The organism is Streptomyces sp. Ag82_O1-12 (genome assembly GCF_900182715.1).
Classification (GTDB): Bacteria; Actinomycetota; Actinomycetes; order Streptomycetales; family Streptomycetaceae; genus Streptomyces; species Streptomyces massasporeus.
The window spans coordinates 480,088-492,520 of record NZ_FXUW01000001.1 but is presented as its reverse complement, the minus strand read 5'-3'; the positions used below and the strand labels follow the sequence as shown (position 1 = coordinate 492,520).

At 71.9% G+C, this 12,433-nt stretch carries 12 protein-coding genes; 4 read left to right on the top strand and 8 right to left on the bottom strand.

Annotated elements, in window-relative coordinates:
* Nucleotides 1-24: 24 nt before the first annotated feature.
* Entirely contained in the window at nt 25-1,014 is a 990-nt protein-coding gene (locus QOL88_RS02405; RefSeq protein WP_097214857.1) for an ABC transporter substrate-binding protein, read from the top strand.
* Nucleotides 1,015-1,057: 43 nt separating this feature from the next.
* Nucleotides 1,058-2,203: an LLM class flavin-dependent oxidoreductase gene (locus tag QOL88_RS02400; protein WP_097214856.1), complete on the top strand. Its 1,146-nt coding sequence runs from the start codon at nt 1,058-1,060 to the stop codon at nt 2,201-2,203.
* Here the strand turns inward: QOL88_RS02400 and QOL88_RS02395 are convergent.
* Nucleotides 2,200-2,805, bottom strand: coding sequence for a dihydrofolate reductase family protein (locus QOL88_RS02395; protein ID WP_097214855.1), 606 nt, complete (start codon nt 2,803-2,805; stop codon nt 2,200-2,202). The genes QOL88_RS02400 and QOL88_RS02395 overlap by 4 nt on opposite strands.
* Before the next feature lie 354 nt (nt 2,806-3,159).
* On the opposite strand from QOL88_RS02395, the gene QOL88_RS02390 reads away from it, so the two are divergent.
* Together QOL88_RS02390 and QOL88_RS02385 are read left to right on the top strand one after the other, a co-directional pair.
* Nucleotides 3,160-4,299: a winged helix DNA-binding domain-containing protein gene (locus QOL88_RS02390; protein ID WP_097214854.1), complete on the top strand. Its 1,140-nt coding sequence runs from the start codon at nt 3,160-3,162 to the stop codon at nt 4,297-4,299.
* A gap of 71 nt (nt 4,300-4,370) precedes the next feature.
* Nucleotides 4,371-4,952: an Rv1733c family protein gene (locus tag QOL88_RS02385; protein WP_257027408.1), complete on the top strand. Its 582-nt coding sequence runs from the start codon at nt 4,371-4,373 to the stop codon at nt 4,950-4,952.
* Nucleotides 4,953-5,188: 236 nt separating this feature from the next.
* On the opposite strand, the gene QOL88_RS02380 is transcribed toward QOL88_RS02385, so the two are convergent.
* The 7 genes from QOL88_RS02380 to QOL88_RS02350 all read right to left on the bottom strand — a co-directional run bounded on the left by QOL88_RS02380 (nt 5,189) and on the right by QOL88_RS02350 (nt 12,262).
* The gene (locus tag QOL88_RS02380; RefSeq protein WP_097214852.1) at nt 5,189-5,899 is read right to left on the bottom strand and encodes a DUF4232 domain-containing protein; all 711 of its coding nucleotides are present in this window, start codon (nt 5,897-5,899) and stop codon (nt 5,189-5,191) included.
* Nucleotides 5,900-6,138: 239 nt separating this feature from the next.
* Nucleotides 6,139-6,594 (bottom strand): hypothetical protein, encoded by a 456-nt coding sequence (locus tag QOL88_RS02375; RefSeq protein ID WP_097214851.1) that lies wholly within the window; start codon nt 6,592-6,594, stop codon nt 6,139-6,141.
* A 169-nt stretch (nt 6,595-6,763) separates the two neighbouring features.
* Nucleotides 6,764-8,428 (bottom strand): purine-cytosine permease family protein, encoded by a 1,665-nt coding sequence (locus QOL88_RS02370; RefSeq protein ID WP_097214850.1) that lies wholly within the window; start codon nt 8,426-8,428, stop codon nt 6,764-6,766.
* Nucleotides 8,429-8,554: 126 nt separating this feature from the next.
* A complete protein-coding gene (locus QOL88_RS02365) occupies nt 8,555-9,817 on the bottom strand; it encodes a putative hexosyltransferase (RefSeq protein WP_257027407.1) in 1,263 nt (420 codons plus the stop codon).
* Nucleotides 9,814-11,088, bottom strand: coding sequence for a bifunctional glycosyltransferase family 2/GtrA family protein (locus QOL88_RS02360; RefSeq protein ID WP_097214849.1), 1,275 nt, complete (start codon nt 11,086-11,088; stop codon nt 9,814-9,816). Before QOL88_RS02360 ends, QOL88_RS02365 begins: the two co-directional genes overlap by 4 nt.
* A 134-nt stretch (nt 11,089-11,222) precedes the next feature.
* Nucleotides 11,223-11,744 (bottom strand): cellulase, encoded by a 522-nt coding sequence (locus tag QOL88_RS02355; protein WP_097214848.1) that lies wholly within the window; start codon nt 11,742-11,744, stop codon nt 11,223-11,225.
* Between the two features lie 11 nt (nt 11,745-11,755).
* Nucleotides 11,756-12,262 (bottom strand): SigE family RNA polymerase sigma factor, encoded by a 507-nt coding sequence (locus QOL88_RS02350; RefSeq protein WP_030844356.1) that lies wholly within the window; start codon nt 12,260-12,262, stop codon nt 11,756-11,758.
* Nucleotides 12,263-12,433: the final 171 nt, after the last annotated feature.

Here is a 12,433-nt window from a genome sequence, read left to right as displayed (position 1 = left end):
ATCCCTCACGCAAGGAGCATCCTCGTGGCCACCCCACTCGCCGCCCGCCGTGCCACCGTCGCGGCAGCGCTCGGTCTGTCCGCCGCTCTCGTCCTCGCCGGCTGCGCCAACCCCACCGACGGCGGCACGACCGAGGTCGCGGCCACGCCCGGCAAGAAGACCAGGATCAACATCAGTCCCGACCAGAACAGGATCACCACGGGCAAGGTCGACTCCATAGCCGCCGAGGTCCCCGAGAGGATCCGCAAGAGAGGCACCCTCGAGATCGTGGACTCCTCCGGGTCCGCCGCACCGCTCACCTTCCACGCCACCGACAACACCACCGTCATCGGCGTCGAGCCCGACCTCGCACACCTGGTCGCCGATGTGCTCGGCCTGAAGCCGCACCTCAACACGGTCTCCTGGGAGAACATCTTTGTCGGCCTGGACAGCTCCAAGTACGACGTCGGCTTCAGCAACATCACCGTCACCGAGGAACGCAAGGAGAAGTACGACTTCGCCACCTACCGCGAGGACAACCTCGCCTTCGAGGCGAAGAAGGGCAGCGGCCTGAAGGTCGACGGCCCCGAGGACGTGGCGGGCCGGACCGTCGCCGTCGGCAGCGGCACCAACCAGGAGAAGCTGCTGGTCGAGTGGTCCAAGGAGAACGAGGAGGCCGGCCGCGAGCCGGTGGACATCAAGTACTACCAGAGCGACAGCGACACCTACCTCGCCCTCCAGTCCGGCCGGATCGACCTCTACCTCGGCCCCAACCCCACCGCCGCCTACCACGCGGCCACCACCGGCAGGACCGAGATCGTCGGCACCCAGTCCGGTGCGGGCGCCCGCCTCCAAGGCCTCATCGCGGCCACCACCAAGAAGGACAGCGGCCTGGTGAAGCCGCTCGCCGCCGCGCTCGACCACGTCATCGAGAACGGGACGTACGCGAAGGTCCTCGAGCGCTGGGGCCTGTCCGGCGAGGCCGTGCGGACATCGGAGATCAATCCGCCCGGCCTGCCGAAGACCGGCAGCTGACCCTCACCACCGAACCCTTTCCGTCCGCTGAGGAGTACCGACCATGTCCGCCATTCCCCTCGGAGTGCTCGACCTCGTCCCGATCCCGTCCGGCGCCACCGCCGCCGACGCCCTGCGCAACACCCTCGACCTCGCGCGGCAGACCGAGCAGTTCGGCTACAGCCGCTACTGGTTCGCCGAGCACCACCTCAACCCGGGCGTCGCCGGGACCTCACCCGCCGTCGTGCTGGCCCTGACCGCCTCCGCGACCTCCACCATCCGGATCGGCTCGGGCGCCGTGCAACTCGGCCACCGCACCGCCCTGTCCACCGTCGAGGAGTTCGGCCTGATCGACGCCCTGCACCCCGGGCGCCTCGACCTGGGCCTCGGCCGCTCCGGCGGACGTCCCCCCGGGCAGCCGGCGGGGCCCCGGCCGACCACGACCCCCGTCGTCGACGGCCGCACCCCCAACGGCCTCACGATCCCGCCCCGCTTCTCACCCGACCACCTGCGCGGCTCACCCCGCCTCCGGCTCCAGCAACAGCTGTTGCAGCAGCCGGGCGCCCGGCACCAGGACTACGGCGAGCAGGTCGGCGACATCCTCGCCCTGCTGCGCGGCGACTACCGCTCGGCGGACGGCGTCGAAGCCCACGCGGTACCCGGCGAGGGCGCCGACGTCCAGGTGTGGATCCTCGGCAGCAGCGGCGGGGAGAGCGCCGAGGTCGCCGGCCGCAACGGACTGCGCTTCACCGCCAACTACCACGTCAGCCCGGCCACCGTCCTCGAAGCGGCCGAGGGCTACCGGGCCGCGTTCCAGCCGTCCGAGCACCTCGACAAGCCCTACGTCAGCGTCTCCGCCGACGTCGTCGTCGCCGAGGACGACGCGACCGCCCACGAACTGGCCACCGGCTACGGGCCGTGGGTCCGCAGCATCCGCACAGCCGAGGGCGCGATCCCCTTCCCCACCCCCGAGCAGGCCCGCGCCCACCCCTGGACCGAGCGGGACCGTGCCCTGGTCGCCGACCGTGTCGACACCCAGTTCGTGGGCTCGCCCGGACGCGTCGCCGACCGGCTCGAACAACTGCGGGAGGCGACCGGCGCCGACGAGCTGATCATCACGACCATCACGCACGGCCACGCCGACCGGGTGCGCTCCTACCGGCTCCTGGCGCAGGAGTGGCAACGCCGGTACCCCGTGGACAGAACCTAGTAGCTGTCGTAGCCGGGCCTGCCGGTCGGCCGGTAGACGCCGACGACGGTGCCGCTCTTCGACGTCGAGACACTGACCGGCTCCAGCGCGGTGGGGACCGCTCCGTCGGCGAACAGCCGCTTGCCGGTGCCGATGATCACCGGGTGGATGGTCAGCCGGTACTCGTCGACGAGGTCGTGCCGCATCAGGGTCTGGGCGAGGTCGCCGCTGCCGACGACGTTGATGTCACCGCCGTCGGACGCCTTCAGTTCGCGCACGGCGTCGGCGACGTCGCCCTCCAGCAGCGTGGAGTTCTCCCACTCCAGGGACGTCAAGGTCCGGGACGCCACGTACTTGCGCATGCTGTTCATCCGCTCGGTGAACGGGTTGCCGGGATCGGCGGTCGGCCAGTACGCCGCGAAGATGTCGTACGTCTTGCGGCCGAGCAGCATCGCGTCGGAGGGCTCGTACCAGCCGGCGATGGCCGCGCCGACCTCGTCGTCGGACACCGGCTTCTGCCAGCCGCCGTGCTCGAAGCCGCTCTCGGCGTCCTCGTCCGGACCGCCCGGTGCCTGCATGACGCCGTCCAGCGACAGGAACGTGCAAACGATGATCTTGCGCATGGTGCGCTCCCTTCGTGTCGACGGGTGGACTGCGCGACCACCGCAAACTCATCGGTGGGGCCCTGGCGGCATCACTGCTTCCGTCGCCACCGCGTCGCCCGGCGGTGTCTCCTCAGCACCGGGCGGCAGGGTGTTCGCAGGCCCGGTCGGGGGCGCCTGCGGCGGGCCGTCGGCGTGGCAGGTCTCCGCGCCTCGTCCAGCATCTTCGAGAAGGCCCGGGTGACAGACGCGCGCGGAGCCCCGCCGACCCCATGCGGTCACGACCTGACCGCATGCCGTGCGACCGTGAGCGCGCAAGCCGCCCGGACACCTGGACCACGGGTCGGCACACCACTCGAACGCCGAGGTGCCCCGATGACCGTGCTCGACGCCCGGGCGCTGAACCGCGCCACCCTCGCCCGGCAACTGCTCCTCGAACGCGCCGGCCTGCCGGTCCTCGACGCCGTCGCGCACCTGTGCGGTCTGCAGGCCCAGGAACCGCAGGAGCCGTTCCTCGCGCTCTGGTCGCGGCTACGGGCGTTCGACCCGGCGGAGCTGTCGGGCCTGCTGACCGGGCGACAGGTCGTGCGCACCCACCTCATGCGCCGCACCGTCCACCTCGTCACCAGCGACGATGTCGTGGCCTGGCGCGCCCGCCACGACGGCATGCTGCGGCAACGGGTCCTCGGGGTCTACCGGCGTGAGCTCGACGGGGTCGACCCCGGTGAACTCGCCGCGGCGGGCCGGGAGGTCCTGGCCGACGGCGCACCCCGCTCCATGCCCGAACTCGCGCGCGCCGTCGTCGACCGCTGGCCCGCGGCGGGGCCCCGGCCCCTGGGCGAGATGCTGGTCGCGGCCCTTCTCCCCACGGTCCAGCTGCCGCCGCGCGGCCTGTGGCGCACGAAGGCGGGAGTGCGCTACGCACTGATCTCCTCCTGGCTGGGACGCGACATCGACCCGCCCGCCCCGGACGGCTCCGACCCCGTGGGCCAGGCCCTGGTACGGCGCTACCTGACGGCCTACGGCCCGGCCGCCTCGGCCGACCTGCGCGCGTGGTGCGGCCTCGCCGGGCTGCCCGGGGCGGTCTCCGCCGTGCGCGAGGAACTCGTCGCCTTCCGCGACGAGCGCGGCCGCGAACTGCTCGACCTCCCCGACGCGCCCCGCCCCGACCCCGACACCCCGGCCCCCGTACGGTTCCTGCCGGCGTTCGACAACGCGATCCTCGGCTACCACGACCGCAGCCGGATCATCGACGACGACCACCGCCATCTGTCCGTGGCCGGCGAACGCGTCGTGCTGGTCGACGGCAGGGTGGCCGCGACCTGGACCGTCGAGACGGACACGGTGCTCGTCAGCCCGCTGCGCCGCTTCTCCCGCGCCGACCGCACGAGTGTCGCCGAGGAGGGACGGGCGATGGCCTCCTTCCTCTCCGGCGACGCCAGCGACCGGGTACGGATCGGGGCCTCTCCCGTCCGAGCCACGCCCTCACGCCCCGGAACGGACCGTCGGCGTTGATCGGCGAGCGTTCACGGCTGTCAGGCGCACACTGGAAGGGTGCTGCCGGTGCTCAAGAGGGGGTGTCGGCCATGAAAACGTCAGAGCGCATGACCGTGCGGTGGTGGCGGTGGCGTCGCAACGTGCTCAAACGGCGCGTCGACGTCGTCGAAGCCTGGGTCGTGATGGCCGGCTGGGTGCTCGCCCTGGTGGGCGGGGTGGTCGCCGGGCTGGTGGCGGCGGGCACGGTCGAGCAGGCCGTCGAACGGCAGCGGGCCGAGAGCCACCAGGTCCCGGCGGTGGTCGTCGAGGACGCGCCCGGCCCGGCATCGTCCGGCGCCGCGAGCGACCACCGGGTGTGGGGCAAGGTCCGGTGGACCGCGCCGGACGGCTCGACCCACCGGGACGAGGCCCGGGTACCACCCAGGGCCCCCGCCGGGAGCATCCACTCCGTGTGGGTGAACCGGAGCGGTGACCTCACGACGCCGCCGGTGACCGGCGGCGAGGCCTGGCTGCACACCGCCATGGGCGGCGCGCTCGCCGGGGTCTTCGCGGGCAGCGCGGCACTGGGAGCCACCTGGCTGACCCGCCTGGTCCTCGACCGGCGGCGCATGGCCCAGTGGGAGGCCGAGTGGGAGCGGATCGACACGAGAAGGGGCTGGAAGACGGGCTGACGGGTCGCCCCGAGACCGATCTCGGGGCGGGCCGCCCTCGCGGTTCGACGGGCTGGTGATCCAACGACCGCAGGACGAACCCTCACGCGTACCGGTACGTCAGCGAATACGCCTTCGCCTGGTCGATATCGGCGATCGTCAGCTCCGGCATCCGCAGCCGCGCCGGTTCACTCAGAGGCTGTCCCGCGAATCCTGACCGCCCGGAAGACGGTGACGCGCCACCGGTCGGCGGTCCGTCAGAAGTCGTACGGCTTCTCGACGCTCCAGTTCAGCACGTCTGCCTCCTTCCAGCTGAACCGCGGCTTGTCGCCCTTGAGGTCGACGGAGTAGAGGGGGCCGTTGCGACCGTCATCGCCGCGCAGCGCGATGGCGAAAGACTCCGCCGTGTGGTTCGTCGAGCCGTAGGCGAAGAGGTTCACCGCGCTGTACACCTTGGCTCCGGGCCGCAGCGTGATGTGCTTGTCGCCGCCCGGCTTGTCCTTGTCCGAGTGCGGCAGCGCGGCACCGTCGACGTCGTCGCCGAGCTTCACGGCCGGATACGACGTGACCCAGCACGGCTCGGTGCCCCCGTTCGACGCGGTGACCAGCAGGTGGTCACCCTGCTGACCGGCGAACCGGTGCACCGCCGTGAGCAGCATCTCGTCTCCGCGGCACTGCTGGACGCCGGCCGTGGTGCCCTTGCTCGCGACCTGGTCCGCCCCGCCCGAGGCGGTCGACGGCCGCGCCCCCTCCTTGGTGTCACCGGCGCCGTCGGTCTGCTCCGCGCTGCTCTTGCCGTCCCCGTCGGACGCGGGCCGGCTCTGCGCGGTACCTGCGGCGCGGTCGCCGCCCGCCGCCTTCGAGCCGTCGTCGGCGCCCCCGCACGCGGTCAGGCCCAGCGCCACCGCGGCGGTGACGGCGGCCAGGGCGGCGGAACGGGCGGTACGGCGGGCACGGTGCGTGGTCATGTGGAAAGCTCCCCCATGGTCTGTCAGCGCGCGGCCTGTTTTCCCTGCTCCCGCGGGGCGGCCGAACGCGTCGGCTGTTTCGCTGCACCCCATGAGATGACCCCTGACGGGGCGTCGTTCACTCCGGTCTGTGCGCATTCGGTAACAGGACGACTGGGCCCAGGCGCACCCGTGTTCACGCCGTGCCCATCCGTCGTGCAGCGGCTCCGGCCGCTGGACACGGGGAAGGAAGCCGCCCGCTACCGGGACGGCAGTCCGACCGGGGACGCGGAGGGGACGGGCGTGGCAGTGGGCAGCCGCGCCGTGGCCCCCTCGACCTGCCGCACTGTGTACTCACCGGGCCGGTGGCCCGTGCCCGCGCCGGTGGACAGCTGCGACCAGGCCCCCAGCGCCAGGGCGACGGCGGCCGCGGTGGCGAGGACCCGACCGGCGCGCCGGACCTTGGACCGGCGGTCCAGGTCCCGCCACGCCACACGGACCCACAAGTCCTCCGGCTGCCACAGGTCACCGACGGCGTGCGGGGGCTGGAGCCGGCGTCCCGCCGCCCGCTCCCTCGCGGAGGGTTCCCTGGGGGCGGAGAGCCGTATGGCGGACTCGCTGTCCGTGAGGAACCTCAGCCACACCTCGTCGGGGACCGGGGGAACGCCGAACGGCTCGCGGGCAGCTCCCCGCCCGTCCGGCTCTTCGGTGGTCATGTCCCGTCATCCCCTTTCCGACCGTCGGCCTGATCCTTGCGCAGCGCAAGATCAGTATGCCGCCCGGGTGCCGGAGCCGCCCCCTCATCCGGGCCCGCACCGCGCGTCCGAGACCGACTTGGAACGTGCCGTGCGGCGGGAGCGCCCGACCGCGCTCCCGCCGCACGGGTCAGACCCCGGCGGGCAGGACGTGCTCGCCGGCCTTGTCGGTGCTCAGGCACAGGGAGCAGACGACCGCGTCGTGCGTCCGGCAGGCCGCCACGTCCGGCCGCTCGAACTGCTGCCGGCACACATGGCACTCGTAGGCGACGGCGCTGGGGTTGCCCTCCTCGTCCAGCAGGGGCTCGGCGATGCCGTCGTCGGTGCGGCGCAGGTAGTACCGCCCCTTGGTGACGACGGCCATCAGCGGCGTGAGGACGAAGGCGATGACGGCCGCGGCGACGGGGGAGTAGGGCTGGAGCGCGTCGCCGAGGGCGTGGAAGTACATGGCGATGGACAGCCCCGAGGCGGCGACGAAGGCGACCACCCCGACGGGGTTGACGGCGTAGAGCATGCCGCGGCGGAACTCGGGGGCGTGCGGGGACAGCTTCAGCACGTACTTGTTGATGCCGATGTCGGTGGCCACCGTGACCACCCAGGCGATCGCGCAGTTCGAGTAGAAGCCCAGGATGCTGTTGAGGAAGCTGAACATGTCGGCCTCCATCAGAGCCAGCGCGAAGCCCAGATTGACCAGCACGAAGACCATCCGGCCGGGGTAGCGCCGGGTGACCCGGGTGAAGGAGTTGGTCCAGGCGAGCGAGCCCGAGTACGCGTTCGTCACGTTGATCTTGATCTGGCTGATCACGACCAGCACCACCGCCAGCGGGACGACGAGCCACGAGGGCATCATCGCGTCGAAGGCGCCCTTGAACTGCTGGATGGGCTCGGGCGCGGCGGAGGCGCCGACCTCGGCGATGATGTACACCGCGAGGAACACGCCGATGGCCTGCTTCAGCGCGCCCAGCACGACCCAGCCCGGGCCGGCCATCACCACGGCCGTCCACCAACTGCGCTTGTTCGCCTCGGTCTTGGGCGGCATGAAGCGCAGGTAGTCGATCTGCTCGCCGATCTGCGCGATCAGCGACAGGCACACGCCCGCGCCGAGCAGCACGGAGGCGGTGTTGATGCCGCCGTCCCCGTCGGTTCCCGCGTAGGCGAGGAAGCGGTCGACGGTGCCCGGGTCGGTGGCGACCAGGTAGACCAGCGGGCCGACCATCAGCAGCAGCCAGATCGGGGTGGTCCACACCTGCAGCTTGCTCAGCGCCGTCATGCCGTAGATCACCAGGGGGATCACCATCAGCGTGGAGACCAAGTAGCCGAGCCAGAGTGGCAGTCCGAGGCCCAGCTTCAGGCCCTGCGCCATGATCGAGCCTTCGAGGGCGAAGAAGATGAAGGTGAAACTGGCGAAGATGACGCTGGTGAGGACCGAGCCGAAGTAGCCGAACCCGGAACCGCGGGTGATCAGGTCCAGGTCGATGTTGTAGCGGGCCCCGTAGTAGGCGAGCGGGAATCCGGTCACGAAGATGACGACGGCGGCGACGGCGATCGCGAGCAGCGCGTTGCCGGTGCCGTGGGCCAGGCCGATGCCGGCCCCGATGGAGAAGTCGGCCATGTAGGCGATGCCGCCGAGCGCGGTCGTCGCCACCACCATCGGGGTCCAGCGCCGGTAACTGCGCGGCGCGAAACGGAGCGTGTAGTCCTCGAGGGTCTCCTTGACGGCCTGGTCCGTGCCCGGCGCTGCCTGCTGTGCGGGTTCCGGCTCGGCGACCTCGGCCAGTCGTGGCTCAACACTCATGCCACGCCTCCTTGCTGCGGGTTGGGGACTGACAAGGCAGGCACGGTAGGCAGTGGTCGTTACCCCTAAATACTTCCTGCGTGAAGGGAATGTTTCGGAGCCATCTCACCGGTCGCCGGCGTCGGTCTACGGCACCCCCAGCACGAAGAGCACGTAGCCCGCGTACGACCCGGAAGCCAGCGCGGCCATCCCGAGGACCGTCGTCAGGGACGGCCACCTGAGCCGCCGCATCGCGAGGGCGAGCGGGACGAACAGCGGGAAGAGCGGGAGCAGATAGCGCGAGACGTTGCCGAAGTACTGCTGGGTCGTCATCACCATGAGGTACGACAGGACGGTGTAGACGACGAGCACGGCAGGCGGTCGCAGGCGTATCAGCAGCACGGTCAGCACCGGCACCATCAGCACCACGCAGACGCCGATGACGTCCTCGAAGGGCATCGCGAAGAGGTAGTCGAAGTGCCCGACGGGGATGGACGTCAGCACGTTGAACGAGTGGACTCCCCAGTCGAACTTGTGGCCCCAGGCGCCGTCCTGGAGCTTGGAGTAGCCGTTGAGGTCGCCCATGCGGTAGTTGACCCAGGCGAGATAGCCGAACAGGCCCAGGGGCGCGATCGCCACGGCGGCCAGGGGGCGGCGAACCCCGTCCTCACGCCGGCGCAGGGCCATGACCGCGGCGAAGGCCAGGGCGGCCACCAGCGCGACCGCCGTGGGCCGGCAGAGCCCGGCCGCGAAGGTCAGCAGGCCCGCGGTCAGCCAGCGACGGGTCATGACGGCGTGACAGGCCCACGCGGCGAGGGCCGTGTAGAGGGACTCCGAGTAGCCCGACCACTCCGTGCCCGAGCCGGGCCAGACCGCCCACAGCCCGGCCGCGACCAGACCGGCCCGATGGCCGCCGAGGCGTTTCGTCACGGCGTAGACGCCGAGTGCGGCGGCGAACGAGGAGAGGACGGAGACCACCATGCCGGCGCCGTACAGGCCGAGCCCGGTGCACTCCGACACCAGCCGCATCAGCGTCGGGTACAGCGGGAAGAACGCCGCCGAGTTGCCCTCCAGCGTGATCATGCCCGTCGCGCCCGGGACCGGCTTCAGGACGGGGTCGTACCCATGCTCGGCGACCTGCTGGTACCACCAGCCGTCCCAGCTGGCCAGGACGTCCCAGGCGTGCTCGCCGCCGCCGAAGCGCGGGTTCTTCTTCCGGAAGTCGCCCGCGGAGTCCAGGAGGTACATGAAGACGGCGAAGCCGGCCAGCTTCAGCACGCCGTATGTCAGCAGCACGGGCCCGTGGCGGACGGCGGCGGCGCGCAGTCGCGGCCACAACTCCCGGGGTTTGCAGGGAAGTTCGGGGTGATCGACGCCGGAGGGCGGGCGACGCAGCTGGACGGTGCTCATCGGCCGGAGGGTCCTGTCGTGCGGAGGGCCGGGAAGACCCAGGCCCGGAAGAGGAGGAAGCGCAGCAGCGTCGCGGCCAGGTTGGCGGCGATCAGCGTCAGCAGCTCGACCCGGTGGCCGGTCCCGGGCGCGGTGTGGTGCAGGACGGCCAGCGAACCGCTGGTCAGGGCCAGCCCGATCAGGAAGGCGGTGAGGCCCTTGAGGTGCTGGCGGAGCGCGCCGCCGCGGCCCCGTACGCCGAAGGTGAGCCGCCGGTTGGCCGCCGTGTTGGCGATCGCGCTGGCGAGCAGGGCGAGCGCGTTGGCGGCCTGCGCTCCCGTCGCCGGCCGGAGCGCCGTGTACAGCAGCAGGTAGCACAGGGTGCTGGCGACGCCGACGGCGGCGAAGCGCACCACCTGCCGGGCCAGTCCCGCGGGCAGCTCCCCGTTGAGGTCGCCGCCACTGCGGCGCAGCGCGGACAGCGGCAGCCTCCCGCAGGCCAGGGCCCGGCCCAGCCTGGCCATGCCCCGCAGATCGGCCAGCGCCGTGGAGACGATGTGGACCCGGCTGTCGGGGTCGTCCACCCAGTCCACCGGCACCTCATGGATGCGCAGCCCCGCGCGCTCGGCGATGACCAGCAACTCGGTGTCGAAGAACCACTCACGGTCCTCCACCAGCGGCAGCAGCCGCTCGGCGACGTCCCTGCGCACCGCCTTGAACCCGCACTGCGCGTCGGAGAAGCCCACGGCGAGCGTGCCGCGCAACAGCCCGTTGTAACAACGGGAGATGATCTCCCGTTTCGGTCCGCGCACCACCCGCGAGCCACGGGCCAGCCGGGTGCCGATGGCGATGTCCGAGTGGCCCGAGATCAGCGGCGCGACCAGCGGCAGCAGCGCGGCGAGGTCGGTGGACAGGTCCACGTCCAGATACGCGAGCACCGGGGCGCGGGAACGGGACCACGCGGTGTGCAGCGCACGGCCCCGCCCCTTCTCCGCCAGCCGGATGACGTCCGTGCCGGGCAGTTCCGCGGCCAGCCGGGCGGCGATCCGCGGCGTCCCGTCGGTGCTGGCGTTGTCGGCGATGGTGATGCGGAAGGCATAGGGGAAGGTCTCGCCGAGGTGCGCGTGCAGCCGCCGCACGCAGGGCTCCAGGTCGTGTTCCTCGTTGTACACGGGAACGACCACGTCCAGGACGGGGTCCGGGTGGTGCGCGGGCAGGGGCGCCCGGCGCGGCAGCGCGGACGGCTCGGGTTCCGGGCGGTCGATCAGGGCCGACCGCCGTTCGGTTCGCATGGCTGTCTCACGGTCTCTTTCTGGCGCGGGGCAGGCCCGAGCGCCGGTTCCGGGCATGCCGAAGGCGCCCGTGGCGGGGATGCGGTGAAGGCAGGGAGGCGAGGAGCCCTTGACGTGGAGGGCCGCTCAGCCGGCTACTCGGTGTAGGCCGATGCGGAGGGTTCCTCGGAGTCCAGTGCGGACGGAGGTGCCGTCGTCGGTGTCGGGGAGGGCGGCGGCGTGGGCTGCGTCGCGCCGGTCCGGCTCTCGGAGGCCGTGGCGGTCGGTGTGGGGCCGGCAGGCAGGGTCGTCGTCCCGGAGGGGGTGATGCGGCCGGTGGTGGTCGGGGGCAGGGACGTCTCGGGTTGCAGGGTCGGAGTCGGGCTCGTCGTCGACGGCTCGGTCGTCGGCGTGCTGTCCGGTGAGGTCGTCGGGCTCGTCGCCGGCTGCGGCCGGGGATCGGCGGGCTGGGCGCGGGTGAGCACGCCGGGCAGCAGGGCCAGCGCGACACTGACTCCGGCCACCGCCACGGCGGAGCCGCCCGCCTTCCACAGCAACCGCGACCTGCGGCGGGTCCTGATGCCCGCGTGCAGCCGCTGCCGGTGCTCGGGCTCGTAGGGGGTGTGCTGCTGGGTGTCGCGCATCAGCCGCGACAGGTCCCGCTCGAAGTCGTCCATCGGTTCTCCTTTCATGTCACGGGCCTGACGGCGTCGGACAGGATCTGGCGGAGCCGGGCGACTCCGCGTGACGCATGGGAGCGAGCGGTGCCCACCGGGCAGCCCAGAGCCTGTGCGACCTGAGCCTCGGGCAGGTCCTCGTAGTAGCGCAGCACCACCGCCGCCCGTTGCTTGGGTGACAGCTGGGCCAGCGCCCCCTCCAGCCGCGAACGCTCCGCGACGGCGGACGACACATCGACCGGACCGGCCCGGTCGGGCAGCTGCTCCACCGGACGCTCCCCCCACCAGCGCCGCCGCGCCGAGCGGGCCGCCAGCCGAACCAGTACCGTGCGGACGTACGCCTCCGGAGCCTGGTCGGCGATCTTCGGCCAGGCGAACCACAGCTTGACCAACGCCTCCTGCACCAGATCCTCGGCACGCTGCCGGTCGCCCCCCGTGAGCAGACGCGCGACATGGAGCAGCGTCGACCAACGGGCGGCCGCGAACTCGTCGAAGCCGTCCGCCCGAACCTGCTCCATCCTCACCGTCCTGCGTCTCAGTGGCCCCCTACACCACTCAAAAGACGCCGGCCCCCGCTCCACGATGCACGTGAAGCCTGTGATCCACCTCACGCATGTTTTCGCCCGCCGGTCCCGGCCGTCACCTCACGCCTCTGCTGCCGGTTCCGGACAGGGAAAAGGGCCCGTGCA

Bases quoted from the DNA above. Each gene is read 5' to 3' on its own strand.
- QOL88_RS02400 (WP_097214856.1), top strand. From the start codon at position 1,058: ATGTCCGCCATTCCCCTCGGAGTGCTCGACCTCGTCCCGATCCCGTCC.
- QOL88_RS02395 (WP_097214855.1), bottom strand. From the start codon at position 2,805: ATGCGCAAGATCATCGTTTGCACGTTCCTGTCGCTGGACGGCGTCATG.
- QOL88_RS02390 (WP_097214854.1), top strand. From the start codon at position 3,160: ATGACCGTGCTCGACGCCCGGGCGCTGAACCGCGCCACCCTCGCCCGG.
- QOL88_RS02385 (WP_257027408.1), top strand. From the start codon at position 4,371: ATGAAAACGTCAGAGCGCATGACCGTGCGGTGGTGGCGGTGGCGTCGC.
- QOL88_RS02380 (WP_097214852.1), bottom strand. From the start codon at position 5,899: ATGACCACGCACCGTGCCCGCCGTACCGCCCGTTCCGCCGCCCTGGCC.
- QOL88_RS02375 (WP_097214851.1), bottom strand. From the start codon at position 6,594: ATGACCACCGAAGAGCCGGACGGGCGGGGAGCTGCCCGCGAGCCGTTC.
- QOL88_RS02370 (WP_097214850.1), bottom strand. From the start codon at position 8,428: ATGAGTGTTGAGCCACGACTGGCCGAGGTCGCCGAGCCGGAACCCGCA.
- QOL88_RS02365 (WP_257027407.1), bottom strand. From the start codon at position 9,817: ATGAGCACCGTCCAGCTGCGTCGCCCGCCCTCCGGCGTCGATCACCCC.
- QOL88_RS02360 (WP_097214849.1), bottom strand. From the start codon at position 11,088: ATGCGAACCGAACGGCGGTCGGCCCTGATCGACCGCCCGGAACCCGAG.
- QOL88_RS02355 (WP_097214848.1), bottom strand. From the start codon at position 11,744: ATGGACGACTTCGAGCGGGACCTGTCGCGGCTGATGCGCGACACCCAG.
- QOL88_RS02350 (WP_030844356.1), bottom strand. From the start codon at position 12,262: ATGGAGCAGGTTCGGGCGGACGGCTTCGACGAGTTCGCGGCCGCCCGT.